The 17,302-nt window shown below is 65.5% G+C and carries 13 protein-coding genes; 10 read left to right on the top strand and 3 right to left on the bottom strand.

The genetic code is table 11. The annotated features are described in order from the left end of the window. The first annotated feature begins 28 nt into the window (after positions 1–28). Genes ACYQOP_RS20130 through pbfA form a run of 3 tightly spaced genes read left to right on the top strand, consistent with a single transcriptional unit; the run spans position 29 to position 4,289 of the window. The gene (locus tag ACYQOP_RS20130) at positions 29–1,126 is read left to right on the top strand and encodes a putative 2-aminoethylphosphonate ABC transporter ATP-binding protein (RefSeq protein ID WP_461223634.1); all 1,098 of its coding nucleotides are present in this window, start codon (positions 29–31) and stop codon (positions 1,124–1,126) included. Positions 1,127–1,134: 8 nt separating this feature from the next. Next, complete coding sequence (locus tag ACYQOP_RS20125; RefSeq protein WP_461223633.1) at positions 1,135–2,916, top strand: putative 2-aminoethylphosphonate ABC transporter permease subunit; 1,782 nt, start codon at positions 1,135–1,137, stop codon at positions 2,914–2,916. Further along, complete coding sequence (gene pbfA / locus ACYQOP_RS20120; protein ID WP_461223632.1) at positions 2,913–4,289, top strand: (R)-1-hydroxy-2-aminoethylphosphonate ammonia-lyase; 1,377 nt, start codon at positions 2,913–2,915, stop codon at positions 4,287–4,289. Before ACYQOP_RS20125 ends, pbfA begins: the two co-directional genes overlap by 4 nt. Before the next feature lie 182 nt (positions 4,290–4,471). On the opposite strand, the gene ACYQOP_RS20115 is transcribed toward pbfA, so the two are convergent. After that, positions 4,472–5,512 carry a YihY/virulence factor BrkB family protein gene (locus ACYQOP_RS20115; RefSeq protein WP_461223631.1) on the bottom strand — a complete coding sequence of 347 codons (1,041 nt, stop codon included), beginning with the start codon at positions 5,510–5,512 and terminating at the stop codon, positions 4,472–4,474. Positions 5,513–5,821: 309 nt separating this feature from the next. Here ACYQOP_RS20115 and ACYQOP_RS20110 point away from each other — a divergent pair, with 309 nt between their 5' ends. The 7 genes from ACYQOP_RS20110 to ACYQOP_RS20080 all read left to right on the top strand — a co-directional run bounded on the left by ACYQOP_RS20110 (position 5,822) and on the right by ACYQOP_RS20080 (position 15,408). Further along, a complete protein-coding gene (locus tag ACYQOP_RS20110) occupies positions 5,822–7,114 on the top strand; it encodes an alpha/beta hydrolase (RefSeq protein ID WP_244483693.1) in 1,293 nt (430 codons plus the stop codon). 319 nt (positions 7,115–7,433) lie between these two features. Continuing rightward, positions 7,434–7,868 (top strand): MarR family winged helix-turn-helix transcriptional regulator, encoded by a 435-nt coding sequence (locus ACYQOP_RS20105; RefSeq protein WP_056434192.1) that lies wholly within the window; start codon positions 7,434–7,436, stop codon positions 7,866–7,868. 34 nt (positions 7,869–7,902) lie between these two features. Further along, positions 7,903–8,649: an NADPH-dependent F420 reductase gene (locus ACYQOP_RS20100; RefSeq protein ID WP_461223630.1), complete on the top strand. Its 747-nt coding sequence runs from the start codon at positions 7,903–7,905 to the stop codon at positions 8,647–8,649. Between the two features lie 33 nt (positions 8,650–8,682). Continuing rightward, positions 8,683–8,871 carry a hypothetical protein gene (locus ACYQOP_RS20095; protein WP_461223629.1) on the top strand — a complete coding sequence of 63 codons (189 nt, stop codon included), beginning with the start codon at positions 8,683–8,685 and terminating at the stop codon, positions 8,869–8,871. Positions 8,872–9,999: 1,128 nt separating this feature from the next. Next, positions 10,000–11,271 (top strand): urea ABC transporter substrate-binding protein, encoded by a 1,272-nt coding sequence (urtA, locus tag ACYQOP_RS20090; RefSeq protein WP_461223628.1) that lies wholly within the window; start codon positions 10,000–10,002, stop codon positions 11,269–11,271. Between the two features lie 234 nt (positions 11,272–11,505). Beyond that, on the top strand, positions 11,506–14,910 hold the full coding sequence (locus ACYQOP_RS20085; RefSeq protein WP_461223627.1) for a molybdopterin-dependent oxidoreductase: 3,405 nt from the start codon (positions 11,506–11,508) through the stop codon (positions 14,908–14,910). 111 nt (positions 14,911–15,021) lie between these two features. After that, positions 15,022–15,408: a cupin domain-containing protein gene (locus tag ACYQOP_RS20080; protein ID WP_311274506.1), complete on the top strand. Its 387-nt coding sequence runs from the start codon at positions 15,022–15,024 to the stop codon at positions 15,406–15,408. A 142-nt stretch (positions 15,409–15,550) separates the two neighbouring features. Here ACYQOP_RS20080 and ACYQOP_RS20075 read toward each other — a convergent pair whose 3' ends face one another. Together ACYQOP_RS20075 and ACYQOP_RS20070 are read right to left on the bottom strand one after the other, a co-directional pair. Beyond that, a complete protein-coding gene (locus ACYQOP_RS20075) occupies positions 15,551–15,811 on the bottom strand; it encodes a hypothetical protein (RefSeq protein WP_246747834.1) in 261 nt (86 codons plus the stop codon). A 233-nt stretch (positions 15,812–16,044) separates the two neighbouring features. Then, complete coding sequence (locus tag ACYQOP_RS20070; protein ID WP_207411293.1) at positions 16,045–17,190, bottom strand: alpha-hydroxy acid oxidase; 1,146 nt, start codon at positions 17,188–17,190, stop codon at positions 16,045–16,047. Positions 17,191–17,302: the final 112 nt, after the last annotated feature.

Here is a 17,302-nt window from a genome sequence, read left to right as displayed (position 1 = left end):
CCACACGAAAGAGCAGGGGGGCACCGCCATGACGCTTCGCGATGCGACGCCGTTCCTCAGGGTTTCGGGATTGTCGAAGCGTTACGGGGCCTTCACCGCCCTCAACGGAATCGACCTGGAAATCGGCCGGGGCGAGTTCGTCTGCTTCCTCGGTCCCTCCGGCTGCGGCAAGACCACCCTGCTGCGCCTGATCGCCGGGCTCGACCGTCAGGATTCGGGACGTATCGAGATCGGCGGCGTCGACGTCTCGACGGCGCCCCCGGCGGCGCGAGACTTCGGCATCGTGTTCCAATCCTACGCGCTGTTTCCGAACCTGACGGTGGCGGCCAACGTCGCCTACGGCCTCGTCAACGGGCGAATGCCGAAGGCGCAGGTCACCGCTCGGGTCGCCGAACTCCTGGCCCTGGTCGGGCTGCCCGAACAGGGGCCTAAATACCCGGTCCAGCTTTCGGGGGGCCAGCAGCAGCGGGTGGCCCTCGCCCGGGCGCTGGCGACCTCGCCCTCCCTGCTCCTCCTCGACGAGCCGCTCTCGGCCCTCGACGCCAAGGTCCGCACCCGGCTGCGCGACGAGATCCGCCAGCTTCAGAAGCGCCTCGGGATCACCACCATCATGGTCACGCACGACCAAGAGGAGGCGCTCGCCATGGCCGACCGGGTCGTGGTGATGAATCGCGGCGCGATCGAGCAGGTCGGCACCCCGGCGGAGATCTACCGGAACCCGGCCACCGCCTTCGTGGCCGACTTCATCGGCGCCATGACGTTCCTCGACGCCCGGGTGGGATCGGCCCGGCAGATCCGGGTCGGTTGCGTCGATCTCGTCTGCGAGGACGGGCGCGGCTTCGTCCCCGGCAGTCCCGTGCGCCTCGGCTTCCGCCCGGAGGAGATCCGGGTCGGCAACGTGCGTCCCACCGACGTCAACGCCTTCCAGGTGCGGGTGCGCAGCCTCGAATTCCTCGGAGCCTTCACCCGCGCCCGCCTGGAACCGAGCCTCGACCTGGGCGGCTCCCTGGTCGCCGACGTCTCGGCCAATCTCCACGGCGACCTCGCCCTGACGGAAGGCCAGTACCTCTACGTCTCCCTGCCGCCGGCGGCCCTGCGGGCCTTCCCCGTGGCCGCCCGCCCGTGAGCCGCGCCATGGCCGAGGCCGTCCTGGGGACATCTCCCCTCGTTGTCTCCCTGCCGGAGGCGGCCCTGTCCCTGCCGGAGGCGGTCCTGTCCCTGCCGGAGGCCTTGCCCGCCAAGCGCCGCACCGTGCCCGAAGCCGCCATCGGCACCGCCCTGATCGCGGTGCTGTGCCTGTTCCTTCTGCTCATCATCGCGCTGCCGCTGGGCACGCTGCTGATCAAGAGCCTGGAGGCGCCGGATGGCGGGATGGCGGGCCTGTCCAACTTCCGCACCTACTTCGCGACGCCGACCCTGGTCGATGCGCTGCTCAACAGCCTCACCGTGGCCGGCATCGTCGTGGCACTCGTGGTGCCCCTGGCCTTCGGCTACGCCTACGCGCTCACCCGCACGGCAATGCCGTTCAAGGGCCTATTCCTGGCCCTGGCCCTGCTGCCGCTGTTCGCGCCCTCGCTGCTCTCGGGGATCGCGCTCACCTACATCCTCGGCAACCAGGGCTTCCTACGCGGGCTCCTGTTCGGCCACAGCGTCTACGGGCCGATCGGCATCACCCTCGCCGAATGCCTCTACGCCTTCCCGCACGCCCTCATCATCCTCGTCACCGCCCTCGGCCTCTCGGACGGACGCCTCTACGAGGCCGCCTCCGCCATGGGCACGAGCCGCCTGCGCACCTTCGTGACCGTGACGCTGCCGGGCGCCCGCTACGGCCTCGTCAGCGCGGCCTTCGTGGTCTTCACCCTCGTGGTCACGGATTTCGGCATCCCGAAGGTGATCGGCGGCCAGTACCCGGTGCTCGCCACCGACGCCTACCGCCAGGTAGTCGGCCAGCAGAACTTCCCCATGGGCGCCGTGGTCGGCCTCCTGATGCTGGTGCCGGCGGTGCTGGCCTTCATCGTCGACCGGCTCATCCAGCGACGGCAATCGTCCCTGCTCTCGGCCCGCTCCGTACCCTACGAGCCGAAGCCCCATCCGGTCCGCGACCGCCTCGTCCTGGTCTACGCCATGCTCGTGGCCGGCGTGATCGTGGGCACCTACGGGGTCGCGGTCTGGGCCTCGTTCATCCGCTACTGGCCCTACAACCTCGGCCTGACCCTGGACCATTACGACTTCGCGGCGGCCGATTCCGATGGCTGGTCGCCCTACTGGAACTCGCTCGCCATGGCGCTCTCGGTCGCGGCCATCGGCACGATGACGATCCTCTGCGGGGCCTACCTCATCGAGAAGCTGAGGCTGTTTCCCGCCGGTCGGGCCTTCGCGCAGTTGCTGGCGATGCTGCCGCTCGCGGTGCCGGGCCTCGTGCTCGGCCTCGGCTACGTGTTCTTCTTCAACGCGCCCTGGAACCCGCTGAACGTCCTCTACGGGACCCTGGCGCTCCTCGTGATCAACACGCTGGCGCATTACTACACGGTCGCCCACGTCACGGCGACGACGGCCCTCAAGCAGATCGACCCGGAATTCGAGGCGGTGTCGGCCTCCCTGAAGGTACCGTTCTGGCAGACCTTCCGCCGGGTCAGCCTGCCGATCTGCCTGCCGACCGTGCTCGAACTGTTCGTCTACCTGTTCGTCAACGCCATGACGACGGTCTCGGCGGTGATCTTCCTCTACGGGCCGAGCACCAAGCTCGCCGCCATCGCCATCGTCCACATGGACGAGGCCGGCACCACGGCCGCCGCCGCCGCGATGGCGAGCGTGATCATGGCGACCGCCCTCGGCGCCCGCCTCGCTCTGGCGCTGCTCAACCGCTTCGTGATCGCCCGCGCCCAGGGCTGGCGCCGCCGTGAGGCGACCGCATGAGCCGGGACGCACGGATCGCCGAATCCGAGGGCGACACCAACCGCACCGACCGGCGCGCCGCGTGGCAGGCGCGGAGCCTCGACAGGGCGACGCACGGGCTGCTGGCGCGGGATTCGGACGCCTTCCTGCACCAGTCGGTCTCGACGCCCTGCCTCAACGCGATCGTGCGGGCGGAGGGCATCTGGATCGAGGACGCGGCCGGGCGCCGCTACATGGATTTCCACGGCAACAACGTCCACCATATCGGCTATGGTCATCCGCGCCTCAAGCGCGCCATCGCCGAGCAGATGGACGCGCTGCCCTTCGCGCCCAGGCGCTACGCCTGCGAGCCTGCCGTGGCTCTGGCCGAAAAGCTCGCTGCGATCACGCCGGGCAACCTCGGGAAGGTGCTGTTCACCACCGGCGGCTCGGACGCGGTCGAGGTGGCGGTGAAGGTCGCCCGCACGGCCACCGGCCGGCACAAGACCCTGTCGTTCTGGGATGCCTTCCACGGCGCCGGCACCGGCTCGGCGGCGATGTCGGGCGAGATGCTGTTCCGCTCCGGCCCCGCCGGGCCCCTGGTGGCCGGTGCCCTGCACGTCGCCCCCTTCGGCGGCTATCGCTGCCCCTACGGCACCGACAGCGCCGAGGCGAGCGGCCGGGCCTGCGCCCGGATGATCGACTACGTCCTCACCCGCGACCCCGACGTGGCGGCCCTCGTCGCCGAGCCGACACGGGCGGTACCCTACATCCCGCCGCCGGGCTTCTGGGCGGAGGTCCGGCGCATCTGCGACCGGCACGGCGTATTGCTGATCTTCGACGAGATCCCCACCGGCCTGGGCAAGACCGGGCGGATGTTCTCCTGCGAGCATGACGGCGTCGCCCCCGACATCCTGGTGATCGGCAAGGGGCTCGGCGGCGGCATCCTGCCCATCGCGGCGGTGATCGCCGACCCGAGCCTTGATGTCGGCGGCGCCTGGGCGTTCGGCCACTATACCCACGAGAAGAACCCGGTGACGACGCGGGCCGCCCTGGAGACGATCCGGATCATCGAGGACGAGGATCTCGTCGCCAACGCCGCGCGCGTCGGGGCGCTGGCCGTTGCCCGCCTCGGCGCCATGATGGAACGCTGCCCGTCCATCGGCGACGTCCGCGGCCGGGGCTGCCTCATCGGCATCGAACTCGTGCGCGACCGCGCCAGCCGCGAGCCCGATTCCGACCTCGCCGAGGCGGTGCTCTACCGGGCGCTCCATGCCGGCCTGTCGTTCAAGACCACCATGGGCAACGTCCTGACCCTGACGCCGCCGCTGACCGTCACGCCGGAGCAGATGACGGACGCCCTCGACATCGTCGAGACAGCCATCGAGGAAGCGACACGAGAGCGCCGGAGATAACCGGCCCCCTGCTGCTCCGCGACGGTTCTTGCGGTTCGCAGTCAAGTCTCGGGAGCACAACCATGCATTCGGCGCCCCTCAGGCCACAGTCGCGTTCACCGGATTGGGAACTCAGGTCTATCGGCCTTTCAGAGTTGGATGAAACAGGGCTTTCCGGCCGATGACGCGATGGAGGTGGTCCATCAGCGCCCCGGTCCGACGTTGTCGGCGGCGAAGGCGTCCCGGCCGCCGAGGGGTTTCGGCCGACCCTCCGTGCTGTCGCGGGCGGTCTGGCGTTCCATCTCCGAGTTGATCTCGGCGCCGAGCAGGACGACCACGATCGACAGCCACATCCACGACATCAAGCCGATGCCGGCGCCGAGCGACCCGTAGATGCGGTTGTAGCTGTCGAAGCTGGCGACGTACCAGGAGAACACCCCGGAGGTGCAGACCCAGAGAAACGCCGCCAGCGCACTACCCCAGGTCACCCAGCGCCATTTCGCCCGGCGCCGGCTCGGGCCGTAGCGATAGATCAGCGACAGGCTCAGACTCACCACGACCAGGATGACCGGCCACCGCGCCACGGACAGGAGCGTGTCGGCCAATCCCCCGAACCCGACCCGCTCCAGGATCGCGGGAAGGAGGACGACCACGCTGATCGTCAGGAGGAGAAACGCGGCCCCGCAGAGGGTGAACAGGAAGGTCGTGGCATAAAACCGGACCAGGGTCCGGTCCTCCCGCTCCCGGTAGATGACGTTGAGGGCATCGAAGAGGGCGCTGACGCCGGAATTCGCGCTCCACAGGGCGATGAGCAGGCTGATCGTCGAGGTGAGACCGAGCGACCCCGTGCTGCGTTCGGCGATCCGCACCAGCTGCTCGGCCAAAAGATCGAGGGCCGCGGTGGGGAGGATGTAGGTCAGGAGGCCGACATGCTGGCTGATCACGGCGGGATCGGAAAACACCCCGTAGATCGAGACCACGGCGACGAGGCCGGGAAACACGGCGAGCAGGGCGAAGAAGGCGACGCCGCCGGCGGTGGTCAGCACGCGATCCTGCGGCAGGGCCCACAGGACACGCCAGAGGATGTCCTTCCATCCCGCCCCCGGAATGTCGGAGGGACGGCTGGCATCGCGGCCCCGGTCCGGCTCCCGCGCCCGCTGCCGGGCCGTCTCGAGGGCGGCGGAATCCTGCGACCGCGTGCCGACCGAGCGCCAGTCGTCTCCCTCGTCAACGTCCTGGACCATGGCTGCGTCTCTGTGGGGGCCGGGTCGCGTCATCGGGCCGCAAGCCTCGGAACCGGCAAGCCTCGGGACCGGCGAAACCGGGAACCCGACGATGGGCGCCATCTCACCTTATGGCATCCGCCGGGACGGCGCATCGGCGTCAGAAAAGCACGGCGCATCGGCGTTGGAAAAGCCCGGCGCATGAGGCGACCGCAATCCGAGCCGGGCCTGGGTCCCGCCTCAATCCTGCGATAGCCCGTACCGACCTTGACAGCCCGTTAACCGGCCGGTCGTCCAGGTTGCATGGGACGGCAGTTTTCGGGGGCACGAGTGTTCGGACGAATTGAACGGGATGGGCGTGCGGCGCTCGTCCTGACGGCACTACTCGCCCTGCCGGCCTGCGCCGGCCGCCCGTCCGGCGTGCTCCTGCCCATCGCCGATGCGGGGGCGGTGCCCGGGACCTCGCGTGTCGACATGCTCGTTGCGACGACCCGCAAATCCGCGGCGGACAAGGGCGTTCTGTTCTCCGGCGAGCGCGGCGAGGCCGTGACCTATACCGACCTCGCGGTCTCTATCCCGCCGGACGCCACGCGACAGCCCGGCTCGGTTCAATGGCCGAAATCCGTTCCGGGCAATCCGGCCACCGACTTCGTGGCGCTACGCGCCGACCCGGTCGAGCGGTCGAAGGTCGCCACCTGGACAGGTCGGTCGGTCCGGCGCGGGGCCAAGCGCCACGCTCTCGTCTTCGTGCACGGCTTCAACAACAAGTTCGAGGACGCCGTCTTTCGGTTCGCGCAGATCGTGCATGATTCCGGCGCCGAGGTCGCACCCGTCCTGTTCACATGGCCGTCGCGCGGCAGTGTGCTCGCCTATGGGTACGACCGGGAGAGTACCAACTTCTCCCGCAACGCCCTGGAGACGCTGTTGCGCGACCTCGCGCGGGACCCGAATGTCGGTGAGATCACCGTCCTGGCCCACTCGATGGGCAACTGGCTCGCCCTGGAAAGCCTCCGTCAGATGGCCATCCGCGACAAGCGCGTGGCCCCCAAGATCCGGAACGTAATCCTGGCGGCACCCGACGTCGATATGGACCTCGCCCGCGCTGCGTTCCACGACATGGGCAAGGATCGCCCACGCCTGACGCTGATGGTCTCCGGGGACGACCAGGCTCTCGCCGTCTCCCGCTTGGTCTGGGGTGACAGCGTCCGGTTGGGGGCCATCGACCCTGCTGCCGAGCCCTATCGTTCCGAGCTGGAACGGGAGAACGTCGCAGTCCTGAACCTGTCGACAGTGAAGTCGGACGATGCGCTCAACCACGGCAAGTTCGCATCCGGCGAAGTCGTCGCCTTGCTGGGCAGACGGCTTGCCGACGGCCAGCCGATCTCGGACGGGCAGATAGGCATCGGCGACCGGCTGGTGAGCACGGCCGCGGGTGCCGCGTCGACGGTGGCGACGGGGGCGGCGTTGGCGGTTGCGGCCCCGGTCGCGCTCGTCGACCCGCAGACCCGTGAAACATATGGCGAGCACCTGTCGAACATGGGCTCGGGCCTCCGCGACACCGTGGGCTCCACGGTCGACCTCGCCGGTGCCCCGGTTCGCGCGCTGGGTGGAAGCGGGCGTTAGCGGGTCGCTCGGACGGAGGCGGAGACGTCCGGTCTCACGGCGGGGCAGGGGCAGGGCGGGCGTCGGAGAATGCCGGCGTCCCGGCGCTACGACCGGATGAGATTCCGTTAGCTTCGTCAAGGCGCTGCTTCGTCGTCAGGATCGGCTTGGCTGCGTCCATGGCTTCGGGATGCCGTACCGATCTCCTCCACCGCTCTCGCGACCCGTTCCGGCCACTCGTCGGCACGCGTGCTCCGCTGGAATGTCGGCATCGCGGGGGTTGACGAGGCGCTGTCTTCGGCCAGTTATATAGCACACTACATGATAGCAAGCTTCACAAATGGCCGACGATCGACAAAGCACCGCCGCGGAATTCTCCTTCGCGCTCAACGCGGCCGCCAACCGCATGGTGCGGCTGCACAAGCCGTTCCTGGAGCCGCTGGGTCTGACGTTCTCGCAGTACCTCGTCGCCCTCGAATTGATGAACGGCTCGCCGCAATCCGTAGGCGAGTTGTGTGCCCGCCTCGACATGGAGACCGGCACCCTGACACCGTTGCTCAAGCGGCTGGAAGCCGCTGGCGTGGTCACGCGGACGCGTGACGCGTCCGACGAACGCCGGGTTCTGATCGATCTCACCCCGCATGGCCGGGCCATGGAAGACGCGCTTCGCGGCATTCCCGACAAGATCCGGACGGCGTGCCAGCTGACCCCGGACGGCCTCGAATCGCTACGGCGCACGCTGGACGCTCTGGCGCGCCCGACCACCGCCCCCTGAAGGGGCCATCCATCCAACTGCAAAGGAACCAGGCATGAAGATCGGCGTCATCGGCACCGGCAATATCGGCGGCACGCTCGCCCGCAAGCTCAGCGCGGCAGGGCACGAGGTCCGCGTCGCGAATTCCAAGGGCCCCGACGGCGTCCGCGCCTTCGCCCAGGAGATCGGCGCGGCTCCGGTCGATATCCGTGGCGCCGTCGAGGGCGCGGACCTCGTGATCCTGTCGATCCCGTTCCCCGCCGTGGCGACGCTGCCGAAGGACCTGTTCGACGGCTTGCCCGCGGCCACTCCGATCGTCGACACGGGCAATTACTATCCCGGCCTGCGCGATCCGCAGATCGCCGAACTCGACGCCGGGAAGACGGAGAGCGTCTGGGTGTCGGAGCAGATCGGCCGCCCCATCATCAAGGCGTTCAACAACATCCTCGCCCATTCCCTCGCCGAACTCGGTCGTCCGGCGGGAGCGCCCGACCGGATCGCCGTCGCCGTGGCCGGCGATGACGATGCCGCGAAGCGGACCGTCATGGGCATCGTGGACCAGATCGGCTTCGACCCGGTGGATGCCGGAATGCTGGCGGAATCTTGGCGTCAGCAGCCCGCGACCCCGAGTTATTGCTGCGACTACGACGCGGAGACGATGCACGAGGCCCTGCTCGCCGCGGTGAAGGGAGAGGCGCCGAAGACCTTGAACCGGGTCTACGGCCTCATGGGAAAGCTCGGTCCCAACCCCAGCCATGCCGAGATCATCGCCATGAACCGCTCGGTGCATTCCGACAACTGAGAACGGCCAAAGCGAACCCTGGGAATACGCGACTTGAAAACCTGCTCCTGCACCGCGGTGACCCTGGCAGACCTGCCCGAAGCACTGGCGGCCGCCGATCTGGCACGCTCGCGCAGGCGGCGGGACCTGATGTTCGCAGTCTACCAGGAGCGGTTCGAATTCGGGACCAATCCGGGTCGGGACTTCATCGTGTGGCTCTCGCAGATCCTGAACGCGGCTTAGAGCCAGCATTCCTGTCCGCCTCTCGTGCAGGGCGCTATCGACCCTACTTGGCCGCCGAGTGAACGAGGCATTCCCAGTCTGAACTCGCCACCCCGTTCGGCTCGGGCGGCCTTGCGAAACCGAGCCGTCCTCGGTAGCCCATCCTCGATTCCGACGGCAATCCCGTCGCACCGCCGATGCCGACCACCGCACCAAGTCTCACCGATCCCGACCGATGGGCCGGCCTCGGTGAGACCCGGCGGATGGCTGCCGCCCGGTCGGCGCCCGGACAGGCCTCGATGAATCAGGCCCAACAGGCTTGGCATGACGCCTCGGGATGGGCGCTCCCTATCTGCCCCAGATGGCTGACGCCGAAGCCCCCGTATTTCGACGCCGCTCCCGAGGCGGCGGTCGAAGCCGACATGCGCGGCCCAGACGAGACCCGCCTCAAGGCTTGGGGCGAGTCACCTTGCTCCCGGACCGGAGCGGCTGCGTCTCAGCTTGGATCAAAGGCATCTGACCCAGCGGCGGTGCGGTCGTTGCGGCACGCGTCGGACCTCGAGGCAGCAACGGCGCGTCGAAGGAAGGTGGCGAGATGGCCGGCGGTCCGAATTCGGACGCCGCCCATCGGCTCGGGCGCGATCCGTCCATTCTGCGGAGAACGCGCGTTCCAGCGGATCGGCTGGCCACTCCGACACCGAAACATCTGACCGCCTGAGGCCAGGATGCGCCCGCTTCCATCGCGTCCACGACGCGCCCGCGCGGATCGATCGACACATCCGGAGGATGGGGATCCTCCCTCGTAGGCCCATCCGCTGAAACGCACGCGATCCGAACCGACCTCCCCCAATCGATTCACCCCGCCAAAGCACGGCTCTGAATGTTCGGAATTCAGAATGCTGATGACAAACCAAGCAGAGCCATGCTCGAAATTTGCTCTTGAGGAAACAATATTGATGTGAGAGAAATTAATTGAAGGCTCGAAAGTCACCTGGGTAGTTTCATTTCGGCTCCGGCACGGACCGGAACAGAGGACGCCCACGCGATCCAGTCTATCACGGCTTTGGATAGTCCGTCGCCAACGACTATCCAAGTAATCATTCAGTCACCCGACCTCCATTTCGAACTCGTGTCGAAGGCTGCCCACTCATGTCAGACGATGAACATCGCCCTCAGCATTCCATGAGCAGGCGCCACCTATTCAGGAATGGAGCGAGCCTCACAGCGGCATCCGTCCTGTTCGGCGCGGGGATGTTTTCGGGACGGGCTGTTGCGGGAAATGTTGCGGCGGCCAATACCACGGGCCTCGCCGTGACGGACAGCGAGGTGACGGTCGGGATCCTTCACTCGATCAGCGGCACGGTGGCGATTTCAGAAACGGGTGCCACACAGGCGGAGAAACTCGCCATCCACCAGATCAACGCGGCGGGCGGTGTCCTCGGCCGCAAGATCAAGTTCATCCAGGAAGACGGCGCCTCGGACTGGCCGACTTTCGCCGAGAAGGCCAAGAAACTTCTGGTCAGCGATCATTGTGCAGCCGTGTTTGGCTGCTACACATCCGCCTCGCGCAAGGCCGTGCTCCCTGTCTTCGAGCAGTACAATGGCCTTCTTTATTACCCGACTTATTATGAAGGCCTAGAACAATCAAAAAATATTATTTATACGGGACAGGAGGCTACCCAGCAAATATTAGCGAGCCTCGATTGGATCTCCAAAGAGAGGGGAGCCAAGTCGTTTTATCTCCTCGGATCGGATTACATCTGGCCCCGGACTTCGAACAAGATCGCCAGGAAGCACATCGAAAACGCACTGAAGGGTAACGTAGTGGGCGAGGAGTACTTCCCGCTCGGCCACACCCAGTTCAATTCCGTTATCAATAAAATAAAGCTGACCAAGCCGGACGTGATCCTGAGCGACGTTGTTGGCGGCTCGAACGTGGCGTTCTACAAGCAGCTGAAATCCGCCGGTATCGACCTGAACAAGCAGATGCTGCTGACGCTTTCGGTCAGCGAAGACGAAGCGGATGGTATTGGCGGAGACAATATCGCCGGTGCCTACTCGTCGATGAAATATTTTCAGTCCATCGATACTCCCACCAATACAAAATTTATCGCCGATTTCAAAGCGATGTGGGGCGACAAGACCGTCATTGGCGACGTGACCCAAGCTGCCTACCTCGCGCCGTTTCTCTGGAAGGCGGCCGTCGAAAAATGTGGCTCCTTCGACGTCGACAAGGTCGTGGAAGCATCGCCTGGGATCGAATTGGCCAATGCCCCCGAAGGCTACGTCAAGATCCACCCCAACCACCATCTCTGGTGCAAAACACGCGTGGGCAAGGCGCTTCCCAACGGACAATTCGAGGTCGTCTATGTCAGCCCGGAATTGATCGCCCCCGATCCTTTCCCGAAAGGCTATCAATAGCCCCCGTCGAGGTGATGACGCGGCCTCATGCTCGCGACAGTAAACGTCAACGTCGTTGCCGGCCATGAAGCCGGCCACAGCGTTCCGTGCCGAGGCATGGCGATGGCTCATCGTTTGCCTGAGTAAAACCTCACCCCGCGGAAGCGCTGACCCGTTCGACATAGAGGATCACGTCAAAATACAATTGACATCAATCGTATTTCTTGCCGATCGCTCTGGAGCAAAAGGATTGATATGACCGCGGAGCATAAGCCGGGCTATTGCGCGCTCTGCACATCGTCTTGCGGCGTGATTTATACGGTCGAGAACGACCGTATCACCGGCGTGAGAAACGATCCGGACCATCCGACCGGCCAATCCATGTGCCTTAAAGGCAAGTCCGCCGCTGAACTTCTAGACAGTACCGAGCGGCTTACGTCCCCCCTGAAGCGGACGCGCCCGAAGGGCGATCCCGATCCGGGATGGAAGCCAATCAGTTGGGAGGAGGCACTGGACGCAGTCGCAGGCAGGCTGCGGACGATCAAGAAGGAAACCGGGGCCCACACCGTCGCGTTCGGAATCACCACGCCATCGGGTACGCCCATGGCGGATAGCGCGCCCTTCGTGGAGCGCTTCGTATTCCAATTTGGAAGCCCGAATATTTCTTATGCTTCAGAATTGTGCAACTGGCACAAAGAAAACGGCCATGCCTTTACTTTCGGGCGCGGTATGCCGACGCCGGACTACATCCATTCCGACCTCATCATATTATGGGGTCATAATCCTACGAATACCGTCTTGTCCCAGGCCCATGCCATTGGGGAGGCCCGAAAGGCGGGAGCCAAGCTGATTGTCGTCGATCCCCGTGAGACCGCTCTGGCGCGGGAAGCCGATGTATGGCTGAGGGTCCGTCCGAGTTCGGACGCCGCCCTCGCCCTCGGCATCGCAGGCGCACTCATCGACCGCGACCAGTATGATCACACCTTCGTTTCGCGATGGTCGAACGGAGCTCTGCTCGTCCGGGACGATAACGGCCTGTTCCTGCGGGGCGGCGACCTCGGTCTCACTCCCGCGGACGCTTACGTCTACTGGGATCACGAAGCCGGCAAGCCGGTTCCATTGGCCGTGGCACGGCCGGGCGAGGGGAGGCCGGTGCCGAGCGAGGCGGCGCTACGCGGACGTTTCCTCGTCGAAACTGACAGACCGTCACCCATCCCCTGCCGGACGGCCTTCGACCTCTACGCCGAAGCCTGTGCACGGTTCTCCATCGACGAAACGTCCCGGACCACCTGGATCGAGCCGGCTCTCATCCGTGCCGCCGCCGATCTCATCGCGGACAGCGCGCGCACCACCCTGCATAGCTGGACCGGCGTGGAGCAACACGCCAACGCCACGCAGAGCATGCGGGCGATGAGCTGCCTCTATGCCCTGACCGGCAGTTATGACAGCCTCGGCGGCAACCGCATCTTCGGCGCGCTTCCCTTCAGCCCCGTCAACGATCCGGCCCAGCTGCCCCCCGAGCAATTGGAGAAAGCGCTCGGCCGTGCGGAGCGCCCGATCGGGCCACCTGCCAGCGGTTGGATCAGCACCCGCAATCTCTACCGCTCCATCCTGGACGGTGCCCCCTACAAGGTTCGCGCCTACGTCTCCTTCGGCGCCAATCCACTTTTATCCCAGGCGGACACGACGATGGCGGAGGCGGCATTTCGCGCCCTCGAATTTCATGTCCATTGCGACCTGTTCATGACTCCCACCGCGGAATACGCCGACATCGTTCTGCCGGTGAATACCCTCTGGGAGAGGGAGGCTCTGCGGATTGGCTTCGAGATCTCGCCCGCAGCGGCAGAATGGGTGCAGCTCCGCTCGCGCATGGTCTCGCCCCGTGGTGATTGCCGTTCCGACGCAGAGATCGTCTTTGCCCTGGCCGGGCGCCTGGGCATGGCCGAAACCTTCTACAACGGTTCACTCGATCGCGGCTGGAACGCCATGCTCGAGCCATTGGGACTGACCACGCAGATTCTGCGGGACAATCCCGCGGGAATGCGGATTCCACTTGCCCATCCGACGACCAAGTACACGAAGGAGGGCTTCGCGACGTCATCCGGCCTGGTCGAGCTGTATTCAGAGCTGATGCATGTTCACGGTGCCGGCGCCCTGCCTGATTTCGACGATCACGACATCAGCCAGCCGTCACAGCGCTATCCGTACGTTCTCACCAACGCGAAGAGTGGCTATTACTGCCACAGCCAGCACCGCAACATCGCGAGCCTGAGACGGAAGGCACGGCAACCAACACTCGACATCGCAACGTCCCTGGCCGTGGAGAAGGGGATCCAGGACGGCGACTGGGTCGTCGTCACGACGCGGACCGGGAATGCACGGTTCCGCGCACGGATCGACGGCAAGCTCGATCCACGGGTCATGGTCGGTGATTATGGGTGGTGGCAGGGCTGCACGCCACTCGGCCAAGCGACGATGCCCGTCAGGGGCCCTCGCACCAGCAACTTCAACGCTCTCGTCGATGCGCGCGATGCCGACCCCGTGAGCGGTTCGGTACCGATGCGGTCCGTCGTCTGCGACCTCCATCGGGAGAGCCGAGCCGGCCGTCAGCCGGAGCGGTGGAAAGGGTTCCGCGCCTTCGGCATCCAGCGCATCGTCGAGGAAGCAGCAGATGTGAAGCGTATCCACCTCGCTCCCATCGGCGGAGGCAAAGTGCCCGGTTTCGAAGCCGGTCAATACATCTCCCTGCAACTCAACATGGGGGACGGCCTTGTCACGCGCTCATACTCGCTCGTCGACGGGGCCGGCACGGAGGAGGCATCCGAGTATGTGATCTGTGTCCGCAACGCGAGGCGACCGGACAGTGAAGCTTCCGGCCAGGCCAGTGTCTCGGCTCATCTCGTGGATCGCGCACGCGCAGGGGATACGCTCGGCGTGCAGATGCCCCAGGGCAGCTTCATTATTCCGGTTCATTCAGAACGCCCCGTGATCCTGTATGCGGGCGGGATCGGCATAACGCCGTTCATGGCAGCCCTCGATGCGGCTGCGGCGCAATCCTCGGCCTCTGAGTTTTATCTCCTGTACAACAACAGGAACAGCGCAACACACGTCTTTCGCCAACGCCTGGGGGCTCTGAAGACCCGGCTTCCGGGATTGAAGATCATCGATTACTATAGTAAGCCCCTCGAAGACGACCACGTCGGGAGCAATTTCGATCGAGTCGGATATATCTCCCCGGAGGCCCTCCCGGCAGGATTGCTCGCGCGGCGCCCGCTGCATTACCTCTGCGGTGGTGATGCATTGATGCGTGACATGACACGAAGTCTCGTATCCGACGGGGCTTTTCCATTCGATATCATGCAGGAGCGCTTCGTAAGTCCGATGCCTTACACGGCCATCGGGAAGCAATCCTATGTCGTCACCTTTGCCCGGTCGGGACAGAGTCTCACCTGGCATGCCCATCAAGGGCCACTCCTCGCCTTTGCCGAGCAATCCGGCATCACCGTTTCGAGCGGGTGCCGAGTCGGGCAATGCGACAACTGCACCGTCAGAATCGTCAGCGGACAGGTCAGGCACCTGCATGACGGCGAGCCGCCCGACGATCACGTCTGCATCTCCTGTCAGGCCGTCCCCACTTCCGATCTGACCCTGGATGCCTGACCGCCACGCCGCGAAATCCGCGGATCGCGGCTTCGATGGTTGGGAAAGCAACCCTTCCAAAAAGGATAGCTCGAAGCCGAGCCATATCGACACTCTGCCGAGGAGACCACGATGAGCATTGCCGCCACGACACAAGTACTTGTCAACATCGACCCTTCGGGAAGCAAGAGCGGCCAGGAAATCCGGGGGCCAGCGACTCTCGGCTCCATCGTAGACGGTGAGTGCCTACAGGTCCTGGATGTATTCATGACCAACGAGAAAGGTAATTTTCTCGCAGGCGTCTGGACCTGCACTGCGGGGACCATGAAACTGACGGATTATCCATTCAACGAAATGGCGGTTGTCATTGAGGGAAGTATCGTCGTGACTGACGAGGACAGCGGCGTTGTCCAGGAATTTGGTCCAGGCGATGGCTTGGCGATCCGAAAAGGTTTCCGGGGTACGTGGCATATGCCATCGGCAGTATTGAAACGCTTCGCGGCTGAAATTCCCGATTGATGGGAAGCGGCTGCCTGTCATAAAGCGGCTCAGAACCGTTCCCGCGGATATCGAAGCCGTACGCGCCCGGCGCGTCGAGAGGCGAGGGGGCGCGCGCAGCCGGATGACGGATACACCGCGCCCGCCGGCTCAGGCGTCGATCTCATAGAAGAAGCTCGATTTGGTCGGCCGACATCACCACCGCATCCGGACGATGGCCGGTGAGGTCGGTCGCGTAGTGCAGCGCATCGTGCCGTGTGCGGAACAGACCGCCGCCGAGGCCGTGGACTTCCATGGCGACCCAGTTCCCCTGCGGGTCCTGGCCAACGATGAAGCGTGTCGAGGGAGGCTCGGCCGCTTTCGAGGCGAGGGCGGCGGCCGGAATGGCGACGGGCATGGAACGGCTGGGGTTCGCGCGATCCATCGGTGGACCGCCCCCATAAGCTGGATCCGGGCGCATAAAGGTTCGAGCGGGAGACGGCGGCTTCCGCATGACTATCCCATCAGGATTCCCCGCAAACGCAAGGACCGACTGAAAGGCGCGCTCGCGGGCTCCTACGGCACCGACCCGCCTATCTTACGCCAATGCGGACGGATCACCCGGCACCCGATCCCCGAGCGTCGGAGATCGGGCATCGGGAAGGGACGGTATCCCTCTCAGACGAACCGCAGGTTGCTGCGCGTCAGCTGGTCGATGGACGCGCAGCCCATCAACCTCATGTCGCGTTCGATCTCGGACCGCATCAGGTCCAGGGCGCGCTCGACGCCCGGCTGACCGGCTGCGGCGAGAGGGAACAGGTAGTACCGACCCAGGCCGACCGCCTTCGCGCCGAGTGACAGGGCCTTCAACACGTGGGTACCGCGCTGAACGCCCCCATCCATGATCACGTCGATCCGGTCGCCGACCGCGTCCACGATCTCCGCGAGCTGATCGAATGCCGAGCAGGAGCCGTCGAGCTGGCGTCCGCCGTGATTCGACAGCACGATACCGGTGCAGCCGATCTCGACCGCACGCTTGGCATCGTCAACCGACATCACGCCTTTCAGGCAGAACTGGCCGCCCCATTCCCGAACCATGGCGGCCACGTCGTCCCATGACAGGCAGGGATCGAGCATCTCGGTGAAGTAGCGGCTGATCGAGAGCGCCCCCCCACCCATGTCCACATGGCCGTCGAGCTGAGGCAGCTTGAAGCTCTCGTGGGTCAGGTAGTTGATCGCCCAGGCCGGCTTCACCGCGAACTGCATCATCCCGGCGAGGGTCAGGCGAAACGGGATGGAGAAGCCCGTCCGCTTGTCGCGCTCGCGGTTGCCGCCCGTAATGCTGTCGACCGTCAGCATCATCACCTCGATACCCGCCTGCTTGGCCCGTTCCATCATCGCGCGGTTCAGGCCGCGGTCCTTGTGGAAGTAGAACTGATAGACCTGCGGACCGCTGCTGATCCGGCGCGCCTCTTCCAGGCTCACCGTCCCGAGGGAGGACACGCCGAACATCGTTCCATGCTTGCCGGCCGCAGCGGCGACGGCCCGCTCGCCCTCGTGGTGGAACAGCCGCTGCAAGGCGGTCGGCGAGCAATAGACCGGCATGGCGAGCTTCTGGCCCATCACCGTCACGGACATGTCGATCTCGCCCACGCCACGGAGGACGTTGGGGACGAGCTGGCAGGTGTCGAACGCGGCGGTGTTGCGCCGGTAGGTCACTTCGTCGTCCGCTGCCCCGTCGATGTAGTCGAAAATCGGTCCCGGCAGGCGCGCCTGTGCCATGCGGCGGAAATCGTGGAAGCTGTGACAGTCGCTCAGACGCATCGTGGGTCTCCGCGGGCGCGTCGCGCCATCGCCGAATGAAGGAAAGAAGCGGGGGCGCTCCTGCGCCCCCTGCCAAGATCTGCGCTCTCTTATCGCCGAACCGGCATCCACT

It is taken from the genome of Methylobacterium sp. CM6247 (assembly GCF_054817925.1).
The sequence above is the reverse complement of the archived record's forward strand: the minus strand, read 5'-3'. Positions and strand labels throughout refer to the sequence as shown.

What these genes read in the sequence shown, in the direction of transcription:
- ACYQOP_RS20130 (WP_461223634.1), top strand. Translation starts at nt 29, where the DNA reads ATGACGCTTCGCGATGCGACGCCGTTCCTCAGGGTTTCGGGATTGTCG.
- ACYQOP_RS20125 (WP_461223633.1), top strand. Translation starts at nt 1,135, where the DNA reads ATGGCCGAGGCCGTCCTGGGGACATCTCCCCTCGTTGTCTCCCTGCCG.
- pbfA (WP_461223632.1), top strand. Translation starts at nt 2,913, where the DNA reads ATGAGCCGGGACGCACGGATCGCCGAATCCGAGGGCGACACCAACCGC.
- ACYQOP_RS20115 (WP_461223631.1), bottom strand. Translation starts at nt 5,512, where the DNA reads ATGGTCCAGGACGTTGACGAGGGAGACGACTGGCGCTCGGTCGGCACG.
- ACYQOP_RS20105 (WP_056434192.1), top strand. Translation starts at nt 7,434, where the DNA reads ATGGCCGACGATCGACAAAGCACCGCCGCGGAATTCTCCTTCGCGCTC.
- ACYQOP_RS20100 (WP_461223630.1), top strand. Translation starts at nt 7,903, where the DNA reads ATGAAGATCGGCGTCATCGGCACCGGCAATATCGGCGGCACGCTCGCC.
- urtA (WP_461223628.1), top strand. Translation starts at nt 10,000, where the DNA reads ATGTCAGACGATGAACATCGCCCTCAGCATTCCATGAGCAGGCGCCAC.
- ACYQOP_RS20085 (WP_461223627.1), top strand. Translation starts at nt 11,506, where the DNA reads ATGACCGCGGAGCATAAGCCGGGCTATTGCGCGCTCTGCACATCGTCT.
- ACYQOP_RS20080 (WP_311274506.1), top strand. Translation starts at nt 15,022, where the DNA reads ATGAGCATTGCCGCCACGACACAAGTACTTGTCAACATCGACCCTTCG.
- ACYQOP_RS20075 (WP_246747834.1), bottom strand. Translation starts at nt 15,811, where the DNA reads ATGGATCGCGCGAACCCCAGCCGTTCCATGCCCGTCGCCATTCCGGCC.
- ACYQOP_RS20070 (WP_207411293.1), bottom strand. Translation starts at nt 17,190, where the DNA reads ATGCGTCTGAGCGACTGTCACAGCTTCCACGATTTCCGCCGCATGGCA.